General features: G+C 65.0%; 21 protein-coding genes. 14 read left to right on the top strand and 7 right to left on the bottom strand.

The window, feature by feature from the left end; all coding sequences use genetic code 11:
- The first annotated feature begins 22 nt into the window (after positions 1-22).
- The gene (locus tag HKK80_RS06735; RefSeq protein ID WP_411798843.1) at positions 23-700 is read left to right on the top strand and encodes a peptidase; all 678 of its coding nucleotides are present in this window, start codon (positions 23-25) and stop codon (positions 698-700) included.
- A 26-nt stretch (positions 701-726) separates the two neighbouring features.
- Here HKK80_RS06735 and HKK80_RS06730 read toward each other — a convergent pair whose 3' ends face one another.
- On the bottom strand, positions 727-1,164 hold the full coding sequence (locus HKK80_RS06730; protein ID WP_411798842.1) for a hypothetical protein: 438 nt from the start codon (positions 1,162-1,164) through the stop codon (positions 727-729).
- The gene (locus tag HKK80_RS06725) at positions 1,161-1,679 is read right to left on the bottom strand and encodes a sugar-specific transcriptional regulator TrmB (RefSeq protein ID WP_411798841.1); all 519 of its coding nucleotides are present in this window, start codon (positions 1,677-1,679) and stop codon (positions 1,161-1,163) included. Before HKK80_RS06725 ends, HKK80_RS06730 begins: the two co-directional genes overlap by 4 nt.
- Before the next feature lie 103 nt (positions 1,680-1,782).
- Here HKK80_RS06725 and HKK80_RS06720 point away from each other — a divergent pair, with 103 nt between their 5' ends.
- The 5 genes from HKK80_RS06720 (at position 1,783) to HKK80_RS06700 (ending at position 5,537) form a co-directional block, all read left to right on the top strand.
- Positions 1,783-3,090 (top strand): amidohydrolase, encoded by a 1,308-nt coding sequence (locus HKK80_RS06720; protein ID WP_411798840.1) that lies wholly within the window; start codon positions 1,783-1,785, stop codon positions 3,088-3,090.
- Between the two features lie 79 nt (positions 3,091-3,169).
- Positions 3,170-4,459, top strand: a complete 1,290-nt coding sequence (locus HKK80_RS06715; RefSeq protein ID WP_411798839.1) for an adenosylhomocysteinase — start codon at positions 3,170-3,172, stop codon at positions 4,457-4,459.
- A gap of 43 nt (positions 4,460-4,502) precedes the next feature.
- Positions 4,503-4,730 carry a hypothetical protein gene (locus HKK80_RS06710; RefSeq protein ID WP_411798838.1) on the top strand — a complete coding sequence of 76 codons (228 nt, stop codon included), beginning with the start codon at positions 4,503-4,505 and terminating at the stop codon, positions 4,728-4,730.
- A 91-nt stretch (positions 4,731-4,821) separates the two neighbouring features.
- Positions 4,822-5,244: a Holliday junction resolvase Hjc gene (hjc, locus tag HKK80_RS06705; protein WP_021041039.1), complete on the top strand. Its 423-nt coding sequence runs from the start codon at positions 4,822-4,824 to the stop codon at positions 5,242-5,244.
- Positions 5,245-5,327: 83 nt separating this feature from the next.
- The gene (locus HKK80_RS06700) at positions 5,328-5,537 is read left to right on the top strand and encodes a hypothetical protein (protein ID WP_120103759.1); all 210 of its coding nucleotides are present in this window, start codon (positions 5,328-5,330) and stop codon (positions 5,535-5,537) included.
- A 13-nt stretch (positions 5,538-5,550) separates the two neighbouring features.
- On the opposite strand, the gene HKK80_RS06695 is transcribed toward HKK80_RS06700, so the two are convergent.
- Positions 5,551-6,660 carry a DNA primase gene (locus HKK80_RS06695; protein WP_411798880.1) on the bottom strand — a complete coding sequence of 370 codons (1,110 nt, stop codon included), beginning with the start codon at positions 6,658-6,660 and terminating at the stop codon, positions 5,551-5,553.
- A gap of 121 nt (positions 6,661-6,781) precedes the next feature.
- Here HKK80_RS06695 and HKK80_RS06690 point away from each other — a divergent pair, with 121 nt between their 5' ends.
- On the top strand, positions 6,782-7,375 hold the full coding sequence (locus tag HKK80_RS06690; protein WP_411798837.1) for a hypothetical protein: 594 nt from the start codon (positions 6,782-6,784) through the stop codon (positions 7,373-7,375).
- Positions 7,376-7,499: 124 nt separating this feature from the next.
- A complete protein-coding gene (locus HKK80_RS06685) occupies positions 7,500-9,836 on the top strand; it encodes a DEAD/DEAH box helicase (RefSeq protein WP_411798836.1) in 2,337 nt (778 codons plus the stop codon).
- Between the two features lie 12 nt (positions 9,837-9,848).
- Here the strand turns inward: HKK80_RS06685 and HKK80_RS06680 are convergent, their stop codons facing one another.
- On the bottom strand, positions 9,849-10,184 hold the full coding sequence (locus HKK80_RS06680; protein WP_411798835.1) for a DUF5615 family PIN-like protein: 336 nt from the start codon (positions 10,182-10,184) through the stop codon (positions 9,849-9,851).
- Complete coding sequence (locus HKK80_RS06675) at positions 10,181-10,480, bottom strand: DUF433 domain-containing protein (protein WP_411798834.1); 300 nt, start codon at positions 10,478-10,480, stop codon at positions 10,181-10,183. The genes HKK80_RS06680 and HKK80_RS06675 overlap by 4 nt, the downstream gene beginning before the upstream one ends.
- Before the next feature lie 120 nt (positions 10,481-10,600).
- Here HKK80_RS06675 and HKK80_RS06670 point away from each other — a divergent pair, with 120 nt between their 5' ends.
- Together HKK80_RS06670 and HKK80_RS06665 are read left to right on the top strand one after the other, a co-directional pair.
- Positions 10,601-10,873: an AbrB/MazE/SpoVT family DNA-binding domain-containing protein gene (locus HKK80_RS06670; RefSeq protein WP_411798833.1), complete on the top strand. Its 273-nt coding sequence runs from the start codon at positions 10,601-10,603 to the stop codon at positions 10,871-10,873.
- Positions 10,870-11,346, top strand: coding sequence for a type II toxin-antitoxin system VapC family toxin (locus HKK80_RS06665; protein WP_411798832.1), 477 nt, complete (start codon positions 10,870-10,872; stop codon positions 11,344-11,346). The genes HKK80_RS06670 and HKK80_RS06665 overlap by 4 nt, the downstream gene beginning before the upstream one ends.
- An 11-nt stretch (positions 11,347-11,357) precedes the next feature.
- On the opposite strand, the gene HKK80_RS06660 is transcribed toward HKK80_RS06665, so the two are convergent.
- Complete coding sequence (locus HKK80_RS06660) at positions 11,358-12,032, bottom strand: HAD family hydrolase (RefSeq protein WP_411798831.1); 675 nt, start codon at positions 12,030-12,032, stop codon at positions 11,358-11,360.
- A 74-nt stretch (positions 12,033-12,106) separates the two neighbouring features.
- Between HKK80_RS06660 and HKK80_RS06655 the strand changes: the two genes are divergently transcribed.
- Positions 12,107-12,868 (top strand): topoisomerase DNA-binding C4 zinc finger domain-containing protein, encoded by a 762-nt coding sequence (locus tag HKK80_RS06655; protein WP_411798830.1) that lies wholly within the window; start codon positions 12,107-12,109, stop codon positions 12,866-12,868.
- Positions 12,869-12,928: 60 nt separating this feature from the next.
- On the opposite strand, the gene HKK80_RS06650 is transcribed toward HKK80_RS06655, so the two are convergent.
- Entirely contained in the window at positions 12,929-13,726 is a 798-nt protein-coding gene (locus tag HKK80_RS06650) for a helix-turn-helix transcriptional regulator (RefSeq protein ID WP_411798829.1), read from the bottom strand.
- Between the two features lie 233 nt (positions 13,727-13,959).
- On the opposite strand from HKK80_RS06650, the gene HKK80_RS06645 reads away from it, so the two are divergent.
- The 3 genes from HKK80_RS06645 (at position 13,960) to HKK80_RS06635 (ending at position 16,625) form a co-directional block, all read left to right on the top strand.
- Complete coding sequence (locus tag HKK80_RS06645; RefSeq protein WP_411798828.1) at positions 13,960-14,946, top strand: DMT family transporter; 987 nt, start codon at positions 13,960-13,962, stop codon at positions 14,944-14,946.
- Positions 14,947-15,019: 73 nt separating this feature from the next.
- Positions 15,020-15,388 carry a phosphoribosyl-AMP cyclohydrolase gene (hisI, locus tag HKK80_RS06640; protein WP_411798827.1) on the top strand — a complete coding sequence of 123 codons (369 nt, stop codon included), beginning with the start codon at positions 15,020-15,022 and terminating at the stop codon, positions 15,386-15,388.
- A 1-nt stretch (position 15,389) separates the two neighbouring features.
- The gene (locus HKK80_RS06635) at positions 15,390-16,625 is read left to right on the top strand and encodes a hypothetical protein (protein WP_411798826.1); all 1,236 of its coding nucleotides are present in this window, start codon (positions 15,390-15,392) and stop codon (positions 16,623-16,625) included.
- The last annotated feature ends 56 nt before the right edge of the window (positions 16,626-16,681 follow it).

The following is a 16,681-nucleotide window of genomic DNA, read 5'->3' as shown; positions in this document are numbered from 1 at the left end:
GCCGTCGGCCGCAGTCGGATGTATGACTGCGGCCGCCGCTCCGCTACAGGCCACCATCGATCCGTTGTGGTTCGTCGTCGCCGCCGTCGTGCTGTTTCTGGCTATGGCCGCCCTTGGCCCGCGGGTGTCGCTGTCGCTTCGAGAGACACGCTCGCCGACGACCGACGAGCAGGATGATCTCGACGCGTTGCTCGCGGCGGCCGATCTCGATCCGCCAGCGATCCACATCTCCGAGACGGCCGATCCGTCGTCGATCAAAATCTCGCTGCACGGCCTGCCGGGTCGCCGCAGACTGCTGCTTACCGAGGGGGTTCTCGATTCTCTCGATGACGCGACGGCGACCGCGCTGCTGACGGCCGAAGCCCAGCGCGGCCGTCTGTTGTATCTCGAATACCGCGCGGTCGCGTCCGCGGTCGTCATCGGCGTCGCCACCGCGATGTTCGGCGGGTTGCTCGCGTTTTCCAACGGGCTGTTTGTCATCGCGGCTGCCGCGCTCGTCCTCTTCTGGATCGGTCGCCAACTCCAGTTCCGCGCGGATCGAGCGGCCGCCGACCGCGTCGGTGCAAGTGAGTTGGCCGACGCCTTCGAGGCAGTCGCCGACCACCGCGGCGTTGAGCCCGAGGGGGCGACGTGGCAGACGTATTTCGAAGTACAGCCGCCGCTCGGCCAGCGGATCGCTCGGCTGCGCGCGGGCGAGTGACTCACCTGTTCCGCCGGGTAGTCAGCCTACTCCCCGTCTTCGACGGCCTGCCAGAGTGAGTCCGTCCGCGTACGGACGCCATCGACAACGAGTTTGAGAACAGGTTCGAATTTGGTCGGCCACGCGCGATCCTCGCCGGGCGTGGCGGCATCCGGTGGCGGATGGAAGTGATCTCGGTCGTTGTGCTCGTTTGGATGGCGATCCCACCGCTGACACCACGTCCGATCCGGCCAGTCTTCCTGATAATGGATCCTGAAATCGCCGTTCGTGTACCAGCGAATATCCAGAAACCGCCGATCGATCCGTGACGGCGTAGCTTTCGGTGTCAGTGTGGCTCCCAGTTTCGTCTGCCCCTCGGCGACGACGATCGCTGCAGTCTCGATCTGTGGTGCGGTGCGGAGTCGATCCCGAATGGCTTCGAGGATGCCACGATCAATTTCGGGGACGCTGTCGTCGCCGGTCATTGCCGAACCGGCGGGCTCGAATCGCCCGCTTGGAGGCGTCGGGCCTGTTCGTGTCGCTGGAGTTCCGAGCGCGCTGTTTGCCAGTCGGTCAGTTCTGCGAATGCGGTTTCCGTCGAGATATCATCCGGCGGGGCCAACGCATCCACTTCGCTCGGATCGTCCGCGTCGTACCGCTGTTCGTACGTTTCGATTCGTTCGATCAGCGACTGGACTTGCGATTGTAACTCTGCAGCCGGTTTGCTCGCCAGTTCGTTGATGCGCCGCCACTCGAAATATCGGTCATTACGCTCGTAGGTCGGTGGTTCGCCGTCGTGTTCGGTCACGACGCCGAGCTTCGAGAACCACTCCAGATACTTCCGTGCGGTCTTGGGATCACAGTCGGCGGCGTTGGCCATGTCTTTGGCCGTTTTCGGCTGCCGTGTCTGGAGGACGGTATCGTACACACGCTCCTCGGCTGACCGCGCCGTATCGAACGGGTTTTCGAACGGTGGTGGCGCGTCCTCACTGTCGCTCATGGCTGATGGTACTGCCCGCGAGGATATAATTCTTTGTTACAGATTTATTTCTCCATCGCTGCCAACCCGCCCCGATTAAGAGACCCGCGGCACAATCGCCGGTATGACCGAGACGGCATTCGACGACACCGTCGTGATCGAGGGCGGCCATGTCCTCACGCCCGACTTCGAGGTACGCGAGGCCGACGTACTGATCGACCGCCAGGCCGGCGTGGTGCTCGATGTCGATGACGACCTTGATGGCGACGAAACGCTGGATGCGACCGACTCGCTAGTGATGCCGGGGCTCGTCAACGCCCACACGCACGTCGCCATGACGCTGCTGCGCGGCTACGCCGACGACAAGCCGCTCGACGCATGGCTCCAAGAGGACATCTGGCCGGTCGAAGCCGAGTTGACGCCGGCGGATATCCGCGTCGGCACCGAACTCGGCCTCGTCGAGTTCATCAAAAACGGGATCACTAGCTTCGCCGACAGCTACTTCGAAGTCCCCGAAATCGCCGCCGCAACCGAAGCATCGGGCCTTCGCGCGAACCTCTGTCACGCCTTCATCAGCGTCGGCAAGGACGACGAGGCCGCCCGCGCCGACGCACAGGAAGGCCTCGACATCGCCCGCGAGTTCGATGGCGCGGCCGACGGCCGGATCACCACGGCGTTGATGCCACACTCGCTGACGACCGTTGAGACCGAGTATCTGGAGGAGTTCGTCCCGCAGGCCCGCGAGGCCGGCGTCCCGCTGCATTTCCACGCCAACGAGACGGAAAACGAGGTCGAGCCAATCGTCGACGACCACGGCGTCCGCCCGCTCGAATACGCCGACGACCTCGGAATGCTCACCGACGACGACTTCCTCGCCCACTGCGTTCACGTCGACGAGACCGAAATCGAGCTGCTGGCCGAGACGGGCGCGAGCGTGATCCACTGCCCGGCCTCGAACATGAAACTCGCAAGCGGGATCGCCCCCATACAGGAGATGCTCGACGCGGGCGTGAACGTCGGCCTCGGAACTGACGGCGCGGCCTCGAACAACGATCTCGATCTGTTCGACGAAATTCGGGATGCGGCTATGCTCGGCAAACTCGCCCGTGGCGACGCCCGCGATGTCGCCGCCGAGTCCGCGGTGCGCATGGCAACTGAGGGCAGCGCAGCGGCCATCGGCTTGCCTGTCGGTCGACTCGAAGCCGGCGGGACGGCCGATATCGCGGTCGTCGATTTCGACGCCCCCCACCTCACACCGGTTCACGACTACGTGAGCCACCTGGCCTACGCGGTTCGCGGCTCGGACGTGCGACACACGATCTGTGACGGCGAGATCCTGATGGAAGACCGCGAGGTTCGGACGCTGGACGAGGCGGCGATCCGCGAGCGGGCGAGCGAGCACGCCGCCGACCTCGTTGCGCGCGCCGAGTAATTCGTTCGCGCCGAGTAACCCGCTGGCCCAGCGTCGCCGTCTTCGGTACCGTTTTCACCGCCTGACGTGATGAACGCGTATGAGCACATCAGCGTATCCACCGGTCGCGTCCCACCTCGACGACCCCGAGGACGCGGCAACCGAGGGCCGCCGCAAGATGGACTGGGCACTCCAGCATATGCCCATCCTCCAGTCGCTCCGCGAGGAGTTCGAAGCCAACCAGCCGCTCGCCGGCGAGACGGTCGGGATGGCGATGCACGTCGAAGCCAAGACGGCCAACCTCGTCGAACTCTTGGCTCTTGGCGGCGCGGAAGTAGCGATCACCGGCTGCAACCCGCTATCGACGCACGACGACGTGAGCGCGGCCCTCGACGCCCACGAGAACATCACCTCCTACGCCGTCCGGGGCGTCGACGACGAGGACTATTATGCGGCCATCGATGCCGTCATCGACCACGAGCCGACGATCACCGTCGACGACGGGATGGACATGATCGCGGCGATCCACGAGGATCACCCGGAACTCATCGACACCATCGTCGGCGGCTGCGAGGAGACGACGACCGGCGTCCACCGCCTGCGGGCGATGGACGACGACGGCGCGCTCGAATACCCGGTCTTCGCGGTCAACGACACGCCGATGAAGACGCTCTTTGATAATGTCCACGGCACCGGCGAGTCCTCGCTGGCGACGATTGCGATGACGACGAACCTCTCGTTCGCTGGCAAGAACGTCGTCGTCGCCGGCTACGGCTACTGCGGGAAAGGCGTCGCCAAGAAAGCCGCGGGCCAGAACGCGAACGTCGTCGTCACCGAGGTCGACCCCCGGAAAGCCCTCGAAGCCCACATGGAAGGCTACGACGTGAAACCGATGGAAGAGGCCGCCGCCGAGGCCGACCTCATCCTGACGACCACCGGCAACCGCGATGTCGTCGTCGACGAGCATTTCGACGTGATGCCCGACGGTGTTTTGCTGGCGAACGCGGGTCACTTCGACATCGAGATCGACCTCGTTGCACTCGAAGAGAAGGCCGTCGACAACTACGAAGCCAGAGATGGTGTCCAAGCCTACGAGATGCCCGACGGCCGCCGGCTCAACGTGCTGGCGGAGGGCCGACTCGTCAACCTCGCCGCACCCATCGCGCTCGGCCATCCGGTCGAAGTCATGGATCAGAGCTTCGGCGTCCAGGCGGTCTGTGTCCGCGAACTCGCCGCCAACGGCGACGCCTACGAGGCGGGTGTCCACGACGTGCCGGACGACCTCGATCGGGAAATCGCTGAGATCAAACTCGGCGCCGAGGGTGTCGCCCACGACTCGCTGAGCGACGAACAGAGAGAATACCTCGATAGCTGGGATCACGGAACGTAGCCGGAACCGTCGTACTTTTCACCTCGCCCGGAGCACTACGGGTATGAATGTCGGTTGGGCATACCTCGGGCTGGCCGCCATCTGCGTGATTGTCGGCGCATATATGGGGATGATCCAAGGGCGACTGCTCGGTGATCTCGTGATGCTTGTCTCCCTTCCGCTGATCTACGTTGGATCGACGAGCCTCGCTGCCGGCGATGTTGCCGAGAAGCTGAGCGAAAACGCTATCGGGAGTAGCACGGGGTCAACCGAGGACTCTGACGAGCCGTGAGCTGGCGGCCGTATCCTTTTGCCCGTCCCCGCTCATTCCTGCGTATGCACCGTCCTCGACGACTGCCGGCGACGACTGCCGACCGCCACTCATGAGTGCCAACCGCAAGGGCGACCGCCGCGAACGCGAGTTGGTCAACCGTCTTGACGAGGCCGGCTTTGCGGTCATGCGCGCGCCGGCCAGCGGCAGTGCCACCGACCGCGACCTCCCGGATGTGTTGGCCGGCGACGACGGCCGATTTTACGCCATCGAAGCCAAATCCTCCAGCGGCGACCCGATCTATCTCTCCGGCGAGGAGGTTGAAGCCCTGATCTACTTCGCCCAGAACTTCGGCGCGAAGGCGCGCATCGCCGTCCGCTTTGATCGGGAGGACTGGTATTTCTTCCATCCGGGCGATCTCTATACGACCGACGGCGGCAACTACCGCGTCAAAAAGGAGACCGCCCTCGCCGATGGCACCGATTTCGAGGAACTCGTCGGCCACAGCGAGCGGACGACGCTTGACGACCTCTGATCGCCCGACGCCGAACCGACCGCTGCGGCCGCTGCCGTCGGCGGTTTCGAAGCCCTTTTGCGCCGGCCTACAGAACCCGAGGTATGGAAATCGACGCGGAACTCCGCCGGCAGATCGTTGCGTCGCTGTTTGCCGTCGGGCTGTTCCTCGTGAGTCTTGTCGCTATCGGCGTCGTGTTCAACGGCACCGACGGCTTCGATCCGACCGGTGGCTTCGCACTCGTCGGCGCACTCGCCGGGTTTATTCTGTTGATGGCTGCCGTCGGCTTCGGCCTTGCCCGCGCCGGCGACTGATCCGTTTGATTTCTCACTCGCTGTCGTCCACTGCTGCTTGCTCTCGCCAGTCGACGAGGTCGTCGTCGGTCGCCTCCAGTTGGTGTTGGTAGTATGCCAGCGGATGGCCGGCGACCTTCCAGTGGTCGTCCTCGTTGTGGCAGATCCCGTACGTGCTCAGGGTTTCACACGACGGCGGCGGGTACTGCGTTCCACGGTCGGCCTGCAGATACTCGATCTGGTAGCGAATCCCCTTGGGATCAAGCGAGGATTCCCCACAGAAGGCGACGATCTCGTCGGCGTCCATCCCGATCCCGGTGAGAAACGCCATCAGCGTGAACTGCTCGATGGCTTCGAGTTCGATCCCGTCTTCGGCCTTCTGCAACAGGTTCTCGATACACGGCGGGAACAACTCGCGGGCGACAAAATCGATCTCGCCGACCGTGGTGCGCTCCGACAGCAGCCGTCGCAGTTCCGTGAGTTCGGCCTCCAACTCGGCGGCGATACCTTCGTCCTCGTTGAGGCCCTCGAACGGCAGTCCCTCGGCGACTCGCCGCCGGATCGCCGCCCGCAGCAGCCGAAACAGCTCTTCGCGGTCGACACGCACCTGCCCGTCGCTGAGTTCGCGGTTGACCAGCCGCCAGTCGTCGCCGAGCCCGGTTGCGAGATCGAGATACGTTCCCACCTCGATCCAAAACCACTCCGGGGCGGCCGCCGGCTGTGGCGTGTCGGCTTCCGGCGTGATCGCCCCCTCGAGTCCGAGTTCGGCGATCAGCGTCGCCCGATCGAGGCTGGCGTCTGGCGTACTCCGGAGTTCGCTGCCGGCGGTGTCAAGATCGTCTTTCACCCGCTCGATCGCGGTTTTGGCCTCCGCGGCGGCGTACTTCTCGACGGCTGCCGGTGAGTCGAGCAAGGACACGAGGATGCGGGCGATCGGATACGACAACAGCTCGTCTTCAAGCCGCCACTCATCCGGCGTTTCGGCGTCGACACGGCCGGCCAACAGCGCGCGTTCAACCCGCTCGCGGCCGCGATCGACAGCCGGCTCGTCGTTGGCGACAAGCGTGCCCAGATCGACACCCGTCTCCGTGACAGTCTCTCGGGCCGCAGCGAGAAACGGATACCGGGCGTCTCGGGGGGTGATCGCCATCGTACGCCGTCTTCACAAGCGGGGTGAATAAGCCCGACGGTCAGCGGCGTCGCCCCGTCCGCGGCACCGTCCTCGGTGACGTAAACTATAATCACCGCGCGCCGAACTATCGATCGTGCCGCGTTTCAGCTACCCCTGTCCCGGCTGTCGGACGACCAACAGCCTCCATGATCCCGACTGCCGGTTTGAGGGTACCCCGTGGCCAACCATCGAGAAGGCTTACATCGATTGTCTTGCCGTTCTGACCGCCGAGGAGCTAACCGAGGAGGAGCTTCGATCGTCGGTCGACAGCGAGTGGCGTGACCTCCATACCGCCGCGTTGGCGACGCTCAAATCGCTCAACCGGATCGAGCAGGCTGATGATGGCACCCTCCGGCTGCTGACGGCCGCCGAGTACGCCGAGCAGGTTTCGGAACCCTCAATCGAGCCGATGGCAACGATCTACGAACACGGCTCGGTGCCGGGCTGTCACGACAACGCGGTCTTTGCGATGATCGCGTGGTACGAGATGGTCGATCTCTCGTGGCCCGAAACGAAGGACAATGTCGTCACGTGGCTCCGGGAGTCCGGCGCGTGGGATCGCGGCGGCTTCGCGGAATCATCCCCGGAGGAACTCGTCGAGAGCAAACGCCACGTCTATGAGTCAGGCTACGGCTGGAAACAAGCTGGCCAAGAGGCCAAAGCCGTCATCGACCGCCATCTCGGCTAGCGCTGTCTCGCCACGCTGTGCTGTACCCGCAGCCAAATCTCCAGTCGAACCGGGGCCGAAGGAAACGCCTTTCATCGCCCAACCCCCGACACCATGCAATGAGGCATCCCGCCGGTGAGTCGCCGTGAAGGTCGCCGAGGCGATCCCGGAGTTCGCCGACGCCTTCGGCTTCGAGGAGTTCAACCGGATGCAGCGGGAGGCACTGCCGGTCATCTTAGAGACCGACGACAACGTCGTCGCCAGCGCGCCGACCGCCGCCGGCAAAACCGCGCTGGCCGAGCTGGCGATCTGTCGCTGCCTCCGGGACGGCGGCACCGCGCTGTTCATGGCTCCGATGCGCGCGCTCACCAACGAGAAGGAAGCTGAGTGGGATCGCTTCGAGGAGCTCGGCTACTCCGTCTACGTCGTCACCGGCGAGCGGGATCTCAACCCCCGCCGCGCCGAACGCGCCGATATCCTCGTGATGACGCCCGAAAAAACGGACTCGGCGACGCGCAAACACGACTCGCCGCGGTATTCGTTTATTACTGATGTTGACTGCGTCGTCATCGACGAGGTTCACTTGCTGGATTCGGAGGGCCGCGGCGGCGTTCTTGAGGTGACGATCTCGCGGCTCCGGCGGCTCTGCGCGCCGCGGATCGTCGCGCTGTCGGCGACGATGCCGAACATCGAGGACGTGGCCGGCTGGCTCGACGCCCCGCCGGAAGCGACCTTCGAGTTCGGCGAGGAGTACCGCCCGGTCGAACTCCACACCGATGTGCAGACCTACAGCCATGGGGACAACGCCTTCGCCGACAAATACCGCCGGCTCTACGCCGCCCTCGATAAGGTTGAGCCGCACCTCCGCGAAGATGGTCAGGCCATCGTTTTCGTCTCATCCAGACAGGACGCGGTACGGGCGGCCGCGAAAGCCCGCGACGAGGTCGCCGACCGCGACATCCCGATGGGAGCCCGCGGCGACTACGATTTCCACAACGACGCCACAGACCTCAACAACGACAGCCTCCGGAAAGGTGCTCCCGACGGCGTCGCCTTCCACCATGCTGGCCTCGCCAAGGACGACCGCAACAAGATCGAGGAGTGGTTCAAGGACGGCAAGATTCAGCTGCTCTTCTCCACTTCGACGCTGGCGTGGGGCGTCAACCTCCCGGCCCGCTGTGTCGTGATCCGCGATACCAAATATCACGATCCGCTGGAAGGCGAGGTCGACATCAGCCCGCTCGATATCCTTCAAATGCTCGGCCGCGCCGGCCGCCCGGAGTACGACGACGTGGGCTACGGCTGGGTGATCTGCGACCGCGAGGACGCCGACAAATATCGGCGACTGCTCAGAGAGGGCAAGGAGATCGAGTCCCGGTTGGCCGACGATCTCGACGCCCATCTCAACGCCGAGATCGCCCTTGGCACGATCCGTGATCTCGACGACGTGATGAGTTGGCTCGAAACCACGTTCTACTACCAGCGCGCCCACGCCGATCCCGACGCCTACGATCCCGAGGGGCTCCGCGAGCGGGTGCGGTCGACGCTGGAAACGCTCGTCGACCGCGGCTTCGTCGACACCGACAGCGATCTCGGCGTCGAGGGAACCCAACTCGGCCGGCTGGCGTCGAACTTCTACCTTCGGTTGTCGACGGCCGTCCGGTTTGCCGATCTCGTTGAGCGCGATCGCCTCTCGGTCGATGCCGTCCTCGACGCCGTCGCCCGCGCCGAGGAGTTCGACAGCGTCTCCGCGCGGCAGGCCGAAACCGATGCCATCGACGAGGTGCTCGGCGACACCGATACCGACCTCGAAAACGGCCACCGGAAAGTTCTCGCTATCTTGCAGGCGAGCATGGACGATCGGGTGCCCTCGGGGCTTCGCAGTGACGCGTGGGTGATCAAGCAGAATGCCCTGCGCCTGCTCGCCGCACTCCACGCCTTCGCCGACCGGTTTGCTGGCCCCCGAGCCGCCAACCTCGTTCGCCGGATCGAAGCCCGCGTCGAACACGGTGTCTCCCGCGAAGCAGTCGGTCTCACCGCCATCGACGGTGTCGGCGCGGGCCGAGCCGAAACCCTCGCTACTGGCGGGCTGACGACACCCGGCGAGATCGTTGCGGCCGGCGTCGATGAACTCACGCGCGCTGGTCTCACGGCTGGCGTCGCTGAACGTGTCGTCGATGCGGCCAGCGAGTTGCCACGGATCTCCGTTGAGTGGGGTGAGTTCCCGACCACCATTGGCCGCGGCGACAACGAAATGTGCGAAATCACGGTGCGGACGACCGCCGGCAGCGCGGCTGTCGGGGTTCGCGTGACGGTCAACGGCGTCGAGATGAACGAAAAGCGGTGTTATTTGAGCGACGAGACGGCGGTTCCGGTCGGCGTTTTCGGAGCCGATGAGGATCTGGAGTTCACCGTCGAGGTGACGTTCCCTGATCTGCCGTTGCCGCCGGTGCGGGCGAGTCGGTCGGTGACGGTGGAGTAGTCGGTTTGTTCCTCAGAGCCACTCGCCCGGCACATATAGCACCGTTTCTGAGAGGTCGTCCGTGACGGCATCGATTCGCCTGACGGCAGTAGCAATCTCACCAGGTGAGGCAGTTGGATCACACGCGAGGACGCCGAGAAACGGCTCACCCTTCAGTTCTGGGTCGGCCCCACGGAAGTCGGTGTCTTGGCTGAGAATCGCGCGATTCGTCTCGCGGGCGTACTCAAGTAGCACCTTGTCGTCAGCACTCAGCGGGAGTTCGTTGCCGACGACAGCGACATCGTGGCCTTCGCCATCGAGGGCCGACACAAACGCTGTCGGGACGTGTTCGTCGGCCAACAGCCTCATACTTCGCGTTCGGACTGGACATCGGCATCGAGGTCGTCGGGGCCACGAACGACGGAAACACCGTCAGGAATCGACTGTCGCTCGGCTTGCACCTGGCGCATCTCCTCGGGATTGTCGTAGTAGTATGTGAGCGCGCGGTGGACATCCGCGATATCGAGGTTGTACTCCGCCGCGACGGCCATCGGTGACTCGCCGCCGTCGACGACGCGGGCGGCGATATGGTGGACACCGATCCGCCGTCCCTCGATTCGTGGCGCGCCGCCGAGGGTATCCGGCGTTGTGACGATTTCGCTCATTATATCTCAGTACGCCGTCATCGCGTATAAAATCATGTTCATATGGCGTTTTCTTGCTGATCGGTGTCGATTCACCCTGAGTAATACTTTTCTTGTATTACGCCATACGTTCAACTACACATGCCCCGCGTGACAACGAAAGGTCAAGTCACGATTCCCAAAGAGATCCGGGAGGCTCTCGGTATCGAACCGGGTGACGAGATCACGTTTGAGGAGGACGAATCGGGGTACACGATCCGGAAACAACCCCCGACGACAGCCGACGGTGATGATCCGTTCGCCAAACACCGCGGTCGTGCCGACAGCGACGACTCGATGCCCGAGCGGATGCGCCGGCTCCGCGGTGAGTACCCTCGTGACGTGGGTGACGACGAACTCGGGGGCGACACGTGATCACCGCGGTCGATACGAATGCGCTGCTCGCCCTGTTGTACGACGACGAACACGCCGACGCCAGCGAGTCGGTTCTGCGCCGCGCTTATCAGGATGGTCGGGTCGTGATCTCGTCGATCGTCTACGCCGAACTCGCTGCCGACGGCCATTTCGAATCGTCTGCGGCTCTCGACGAGTTCTGCGACGACCTTCGATTGCAACTTGACGAGCCGTCACAAGAAGCCCTGTTCCGCGCCGGCGGAGCCTTTCAGGAGTACACTGACCGCCGCCCTGACGGATTGCAGTGTCCGACGTGTGGGACTGACCAGACGGTTCCCTGCACGGAGTGTGGCACCGCGCTCGCTCCGCGACAGCATATCGCCGCTGATTTTCTCATTGGTGCCCACGCCGCTGTCGACTGCGACCGGCTGCTTACCTTCGATACTGCGTTCTACGAGACGTATTTTCCGTCTGTCACCGTCAGATCCGAGTAGTCACACGCGGCCTATCCCTCAACTCCCGTCCGTCGTCGAATCTCAGCCCGTAACTCTGCGGAGCCGTCGACAACGACATCGGCCGCCGAGAGGTCGGTATCGTCGTTCGGCCCGCTCCGGTAGGCGATCACCGTCATGCCGGCGCGCTTCCCGGCTTCGACGCCGTTTTTCGAATCCTCGACGACGAGGCAGTCGGCCGGGTCGATGCCGAGGACGCCCGCGGCATGCTCGTAGACATCCGGGGCTGGCTTCCCCTCGCCGTCGATGTCTTCCGCGCTGATCGTCTCGCCAACCGCGATGTCGAACCGCTCGGTGACGATCTCGTGCCACGCTGGCGGCGCGGAGGTGACGATGCTGACGGTAACCTCGTTGGCGGCGAGTTCATCATGGAGGTCGTGAAAGCCATCGAGCAGCGAGACACGCTCGCGGTAGATTTCGCGTGCTGTTTCATCGAAGATATCGATAAACTCGTCTTTGCTGATTTTCGTCTCGTAGTTCGCATCGAGATAGTCGTAGATCTCCTTGTAGTTCATCCCGGTTGTCTCGTCGAGATCCGGGTACGCGCCCGCGAGCGTCGCCGGAAAGATGTGCTCGGGCTGGGCGTCGTGCCAGTATCGCTCGGAGTCAACGATCACGCCGTCCATATCGAACAACACGGCCCGGCTCCCGCGTTTGGAGTCGCCCATGGTGGCCCGTCATCGCCTTCACCTAAAGACTCTCGCCCGTAGCTTTAGGGCGGAAGCCGCGGCCACGGCGGCCCATGGCCGACCGCACCCGCATCCTGACCGGCGACTGCACCGTCGAGTTCGAAGGCAGCCGCGACCGCACCCAACGCGGCCACGTCGTGATCCTGGTCAAACCGGATCGCACCGTCCTCGTCCACGACGCCGACGGCTACCAGCCCGTCGCGTGGCTCACCCGCCCCGACGAGGTCACCGTCGAACACGACAGCGAGGGGTTCAGCCTCACCGCCGCGGCCGACGGCCAACAGCTTTCGGTTAGCTCTCACGACGTTGCCGGCGTCGAATCGTTCCCGGTTTCCGAAGCCGGCGTCCCCGTTGGCGACTGCCCGCTGTGCACTGGCCAACTCGTCCGCACGCGCGGGGAAGTCAGATGTCTCGACTGTGCCGAACAGTACGGCCTGCCGTCGGGGGCGACCGTGCTTGACTCCACCTGCCCGGATTGTGGTCTCCCACAGATCCGCGTCGAACGCGGCGAGGCCTTCGACCTCTGTGTCGATTACGCCTGTGAGTCGCTGTCGGATGCCGTCCGCGAGCGATTCGACGAGGCCTACGACTGTCCTGACTGTGGCGCGCCGCTCCGCGTTCGCAGCCCCGACGGGCGACTCTTCTTCGGCTGTGACGACTACCCGGATTGTGAAACGTCGTTTTCCTTCCCCGCGGGCGTCGTCACCGGGGCCTGTGAGTGCGGGCTTCCGCGGTTCCGCACCGCCTCTGGCGAGCGGTGTCTCGACGGCACCTGTGAGTATGACCGACCGGCCTCGGAGACACCCTCTGTCTGATTGCTGTCACCCTCTGGTCGATTGCTGTCGGCTGCGGCCTCACAGCCGGTGTCGCCGTCGTCACGTGTCGCCAGCGAGATCTGTCTCGTCCAGTGGGCGCGCCGACGCCCAGTAGTCGCTGTGTCGGGCTGTTGCCCACGTCTTGACATCCGAGTCGTCGGTGTCGACAGCCGCCTGCAGCCGTCCCTGCTCGTCCCGCAACAACAGGCTCACCGTGTCGTCAGCGACTGTCACCGCCAGCGGAATATCATCTTCGATGACACGAATCGTCGCGTCGGCGGCCGCATACAGCTGTTTGAGTTGTCCGCGCAGCCCCGTCTCGTGGGCCACCGCATCGATCGCCGCCGCGGAGAATACGCCCTCGAACTGCCCACCATCGGCGACCCACTCGACGACCGCGGCCAGCGTCTGTTCGTTAAACGCATGTGAGAAGACCCGCACCCGGTCTGCCGTCTCAATCAGTTCGATCACGCAGCTGATCGGCGCGCTCGGTCGGGTCTGGGTCGGCGTCGTAATCGTCGCCTCGCCCAGTCGTTTCAGGTCAAAACCGAGATCGTCGGCCGGCAGCCACCCGCTGATCTCTCGAAGGTGGAGCTCGGCAGTCAGGCTCTCGGAGAGTTCGGTCAGCCCCGCGGCGACGAGCCGGCCGGTCGCCGTTGCGGTGTAGCCGGCCTCGGTTGCTCGCACCCAGTCACGTTCCTCGAAATCCCGGAGAATCCGACCGAGCGTTGGCTGTGAGGCCCCGGTCTCGGCCGCCAACGCCCCCCGGTCGTGTGGGGCCTCGGCCACCAGCGTCAGCACATCGCCACGGTTGGCCGACCGCGCGAGAAACTCCATCTCCTCGAAGACCCGATCCATACCCTGTGTTCTTGCCCCGCCCGCAAGTCGGTTTCGGCCATCTTTCACACCGTGAAACTACGTCGTTACGTGCGCCGCCTGCACGTTGCGGCTGGTCGTCACGATCCAACCGATTGTCCCGCAGTGCAGCGATTTCTGGATTGGTTTATGCCCATTCAGCCCCTCTGTTTGGATATGAGCGATCTTCTCTCTTCGACGCTATCTCCCCGCCCGTTCGCCGGATCGGAGGCCGGATGCAACTGACCGACCACCGCTGGACGGCGGCGTTTCTCGCGGTGAGCGTGCTGTTCGGTGGCACCTTTGTCGCAGCGAAGGCTGGCCTCGCTGACGTGCCGCCGCTACTGCTTGTCGCGGTGCGGTTCGATCTTGCCGCGCTCGTCCTCGGTGGCTACGTCCTCCTCACCCACGACGTGGGCGATCTCATCCCGCGAACCCGCGGCGACATCGCCGGCATCCTTGCCGCTGGCGTCTTTGCGATCGGCCTCGCCAACGGCCTGTTGTTCCTCGGCCAGGGCTCAGTCACCAGCGGCGTCGGCGCGATCCTCTTCGCGCTTGTGCCCATCTTCACCCCGCTGTTTGCCGGCGGCCTGCTCAGCGACGAACGCCTCTCGGCGACCGGCGCGGTCGGCACGCTCGTCGGCCTCGTCGGCGTCGGCATGGTCATCGAGTTGACGCCGGCGACGCTGCAAGCGACGCTGTCCGGCGGCGCGGCGATCGTGCTCGCGGGTGCGGTCAGCCTCGCGCTCGGTACGGTGTTGATCCGCCGCTCCGCGCCGCGGCTGTCGAGTACGGTTCGCACCGCATGGGCCCTCCCGATCAGCGCGGCGTTGCTCCACGCGCTCAGCCTCGCTGCCGGCGAGTCGGTCGCGGCGGCGACGTGGACGGCCTCGGCGCTGCTCTCGGTTGTCTACCTCGGCGTCTTCGCCGGCGCGCTCGCCTACATCCTGCATTTCAATCTGCTCGATGCCGTCGGGGCGACCCGGTCGAGTCTCGTCTTCTACGTCAGTCCGGTCGTCGCCACCCTCGGCGGCTGGCTCCTGCTTGGGGAGTCGCTGTCGGCGATGACCGTCGCCGGCTTCGGCGTGATCGTTGTCGGCTTCGGGATCATCGGTGCCCCGGAGTTGGCCCCGCTGGCCCGCCGGGGTCGCCACCGCCTCATCGAATGGAGCCGGGCCCACGGCTACGGCCGCGTCGACACGGGTCGCTACAGCGGCGAGTAGGGGACGCGCCGATCGCCGACGCGCCGTCGGCGACGGGAAAGGCCTATTCGCCTCGCCGCGTTGAGTCCTCCCAATGACCGAGCAGATCGATGTTGATTTCGGTGACAACGGCCTCGTCCCCGCCGTCGCCCAAGACGCCGACTCGAAGGACGTGCTCATGCTCGCGTACGTCTCGCCGGACGCCCTCGACAAGACACTGGAGACCGGTCGCGCCCACTACTACTCCCGCAGCCGCGATGAGCTCTGGGAGAAAGGCGCGACCAGCGGCCACACCCAAGAGATTCAGGAGGTTCGGGTCGACTGCGACGCCGACACGCTGCTGTATCTCGTCGAACAAGAGGGCGGGGCGTGTCACACCGGCCACGAGAGCTGTTTTTACCGCACCATCGACGGCGAGCACGTCGGCGAAACCGTCTTCGATCCCGACGCAGTCTACGAATAAGATGGTCGATCCTGTCCCCACGCAGTCGCCGCCGGCTGTCATCGAGGAGCTCCGGGCGGCTGCCGACCGCGTGCAGGCCGCCGAGGCCGCCATCGCCGACCACGGTGAGGATAGCGTCGAAGCCGCCGCGGACGCCTACCGGAACGCGACGCGACTCCTCGACAGCTACGAGGATAGCGCGACCGGCACCGGCGATTTTACCGCCTATCTCCAGTTCCAAACCGAGATCCTCGCCCTCGTCGATTCGCTGTCCGACGACGCGTTCGCCGCCGACGCCTTCCAGCGCGTCAGCGACCGGCTGGACAAACGCCGGCTGAACGAGGCGGATTTCGAGTTCGCCCGCGAACAGATCGAGACCGCCGGCGAGGCCGTCGACATGCTGGAGGAACGGGAGGACGCCATCGACGCCTACCGCGAGGCTCGCAACGAGGCCAAGACCGAACGCGACGAACTCCGCGACGAAGCCGACCGCCTCCGCGACCTCCAGCGGCTCGCCGATGTCGACCTTGCTGTCTCGACTGACCCCCTGCGGGAGCGTGTCGATGACTACAACACGGCTGTCCGGGCTGCATTCGAACGGTTCCGCAAAACGCGACCGGCCCGCGATCTCTTTACCCTCCTCGACGATGCGGCCGACCGCCCGCTCGTTGGTGTCGACCGCCCGCCACGGGATCTGGTCGACTACATCGCATCGAAGCCGGCCGGCACCGAACCGCTGGCGACGCTGCGCGAGTACGCCGACTACTCCCCCTCAAAACTGGAGCATTACGTCGACGACCCCGGCGCGCTCCGCACCTCGGTTGCCGTCCATCAGACCTACCTCGACCGCCTCGACGCTGACCCCTTCTGTGTCGATTGGCCGCCCGCCGAGGCCGCGACGCTCCGGGCGCGGCTCGACGAGTTGGCCCCGTTCGTCCGCCGGCTTGATTCGGTCTTCGAGGCCGACAGCGGTGCTGCCGCTCCCGGCGACGACACCGATAGCGTCACCGCCGCCCCCGCCGATATCGCCGACGCTGTCGATCCGTCCGCACCGATCGAGGCTGCCCGCCGTCGCCTCGCTCGCTTTTCGCGCCGCGACGAGTACGAGCGGCTCCGGGAGGTTGCCGTCGCCGAACACGAACTGGACGATGCGGAGTACGAGCGGGTTGCAAGCGGGGCTGTTGCCGACGATCTCGAAGCTGTCACCGACGCCATCGACACGATCGAAACCGCGCTTGCGGAGACGGCTCTCGACTGATCGGCCGCGGCTCCGCCCGACAGCATGTGCTGTGGTAATCTCCGCGCGGTGCTGTA

The organism is Halonotius sp. F2-221B, assembly GCF_046719765.1.
In the GTDB taxonomy this organism is placed as follows: Archaea; Halobacteriota; Halobacteria; order Halobacteriales; family Haloferacaceae; genus Halonotius.
This window is presented reverse-complemented; position numbering and strand designations above follow the sequence as displayed.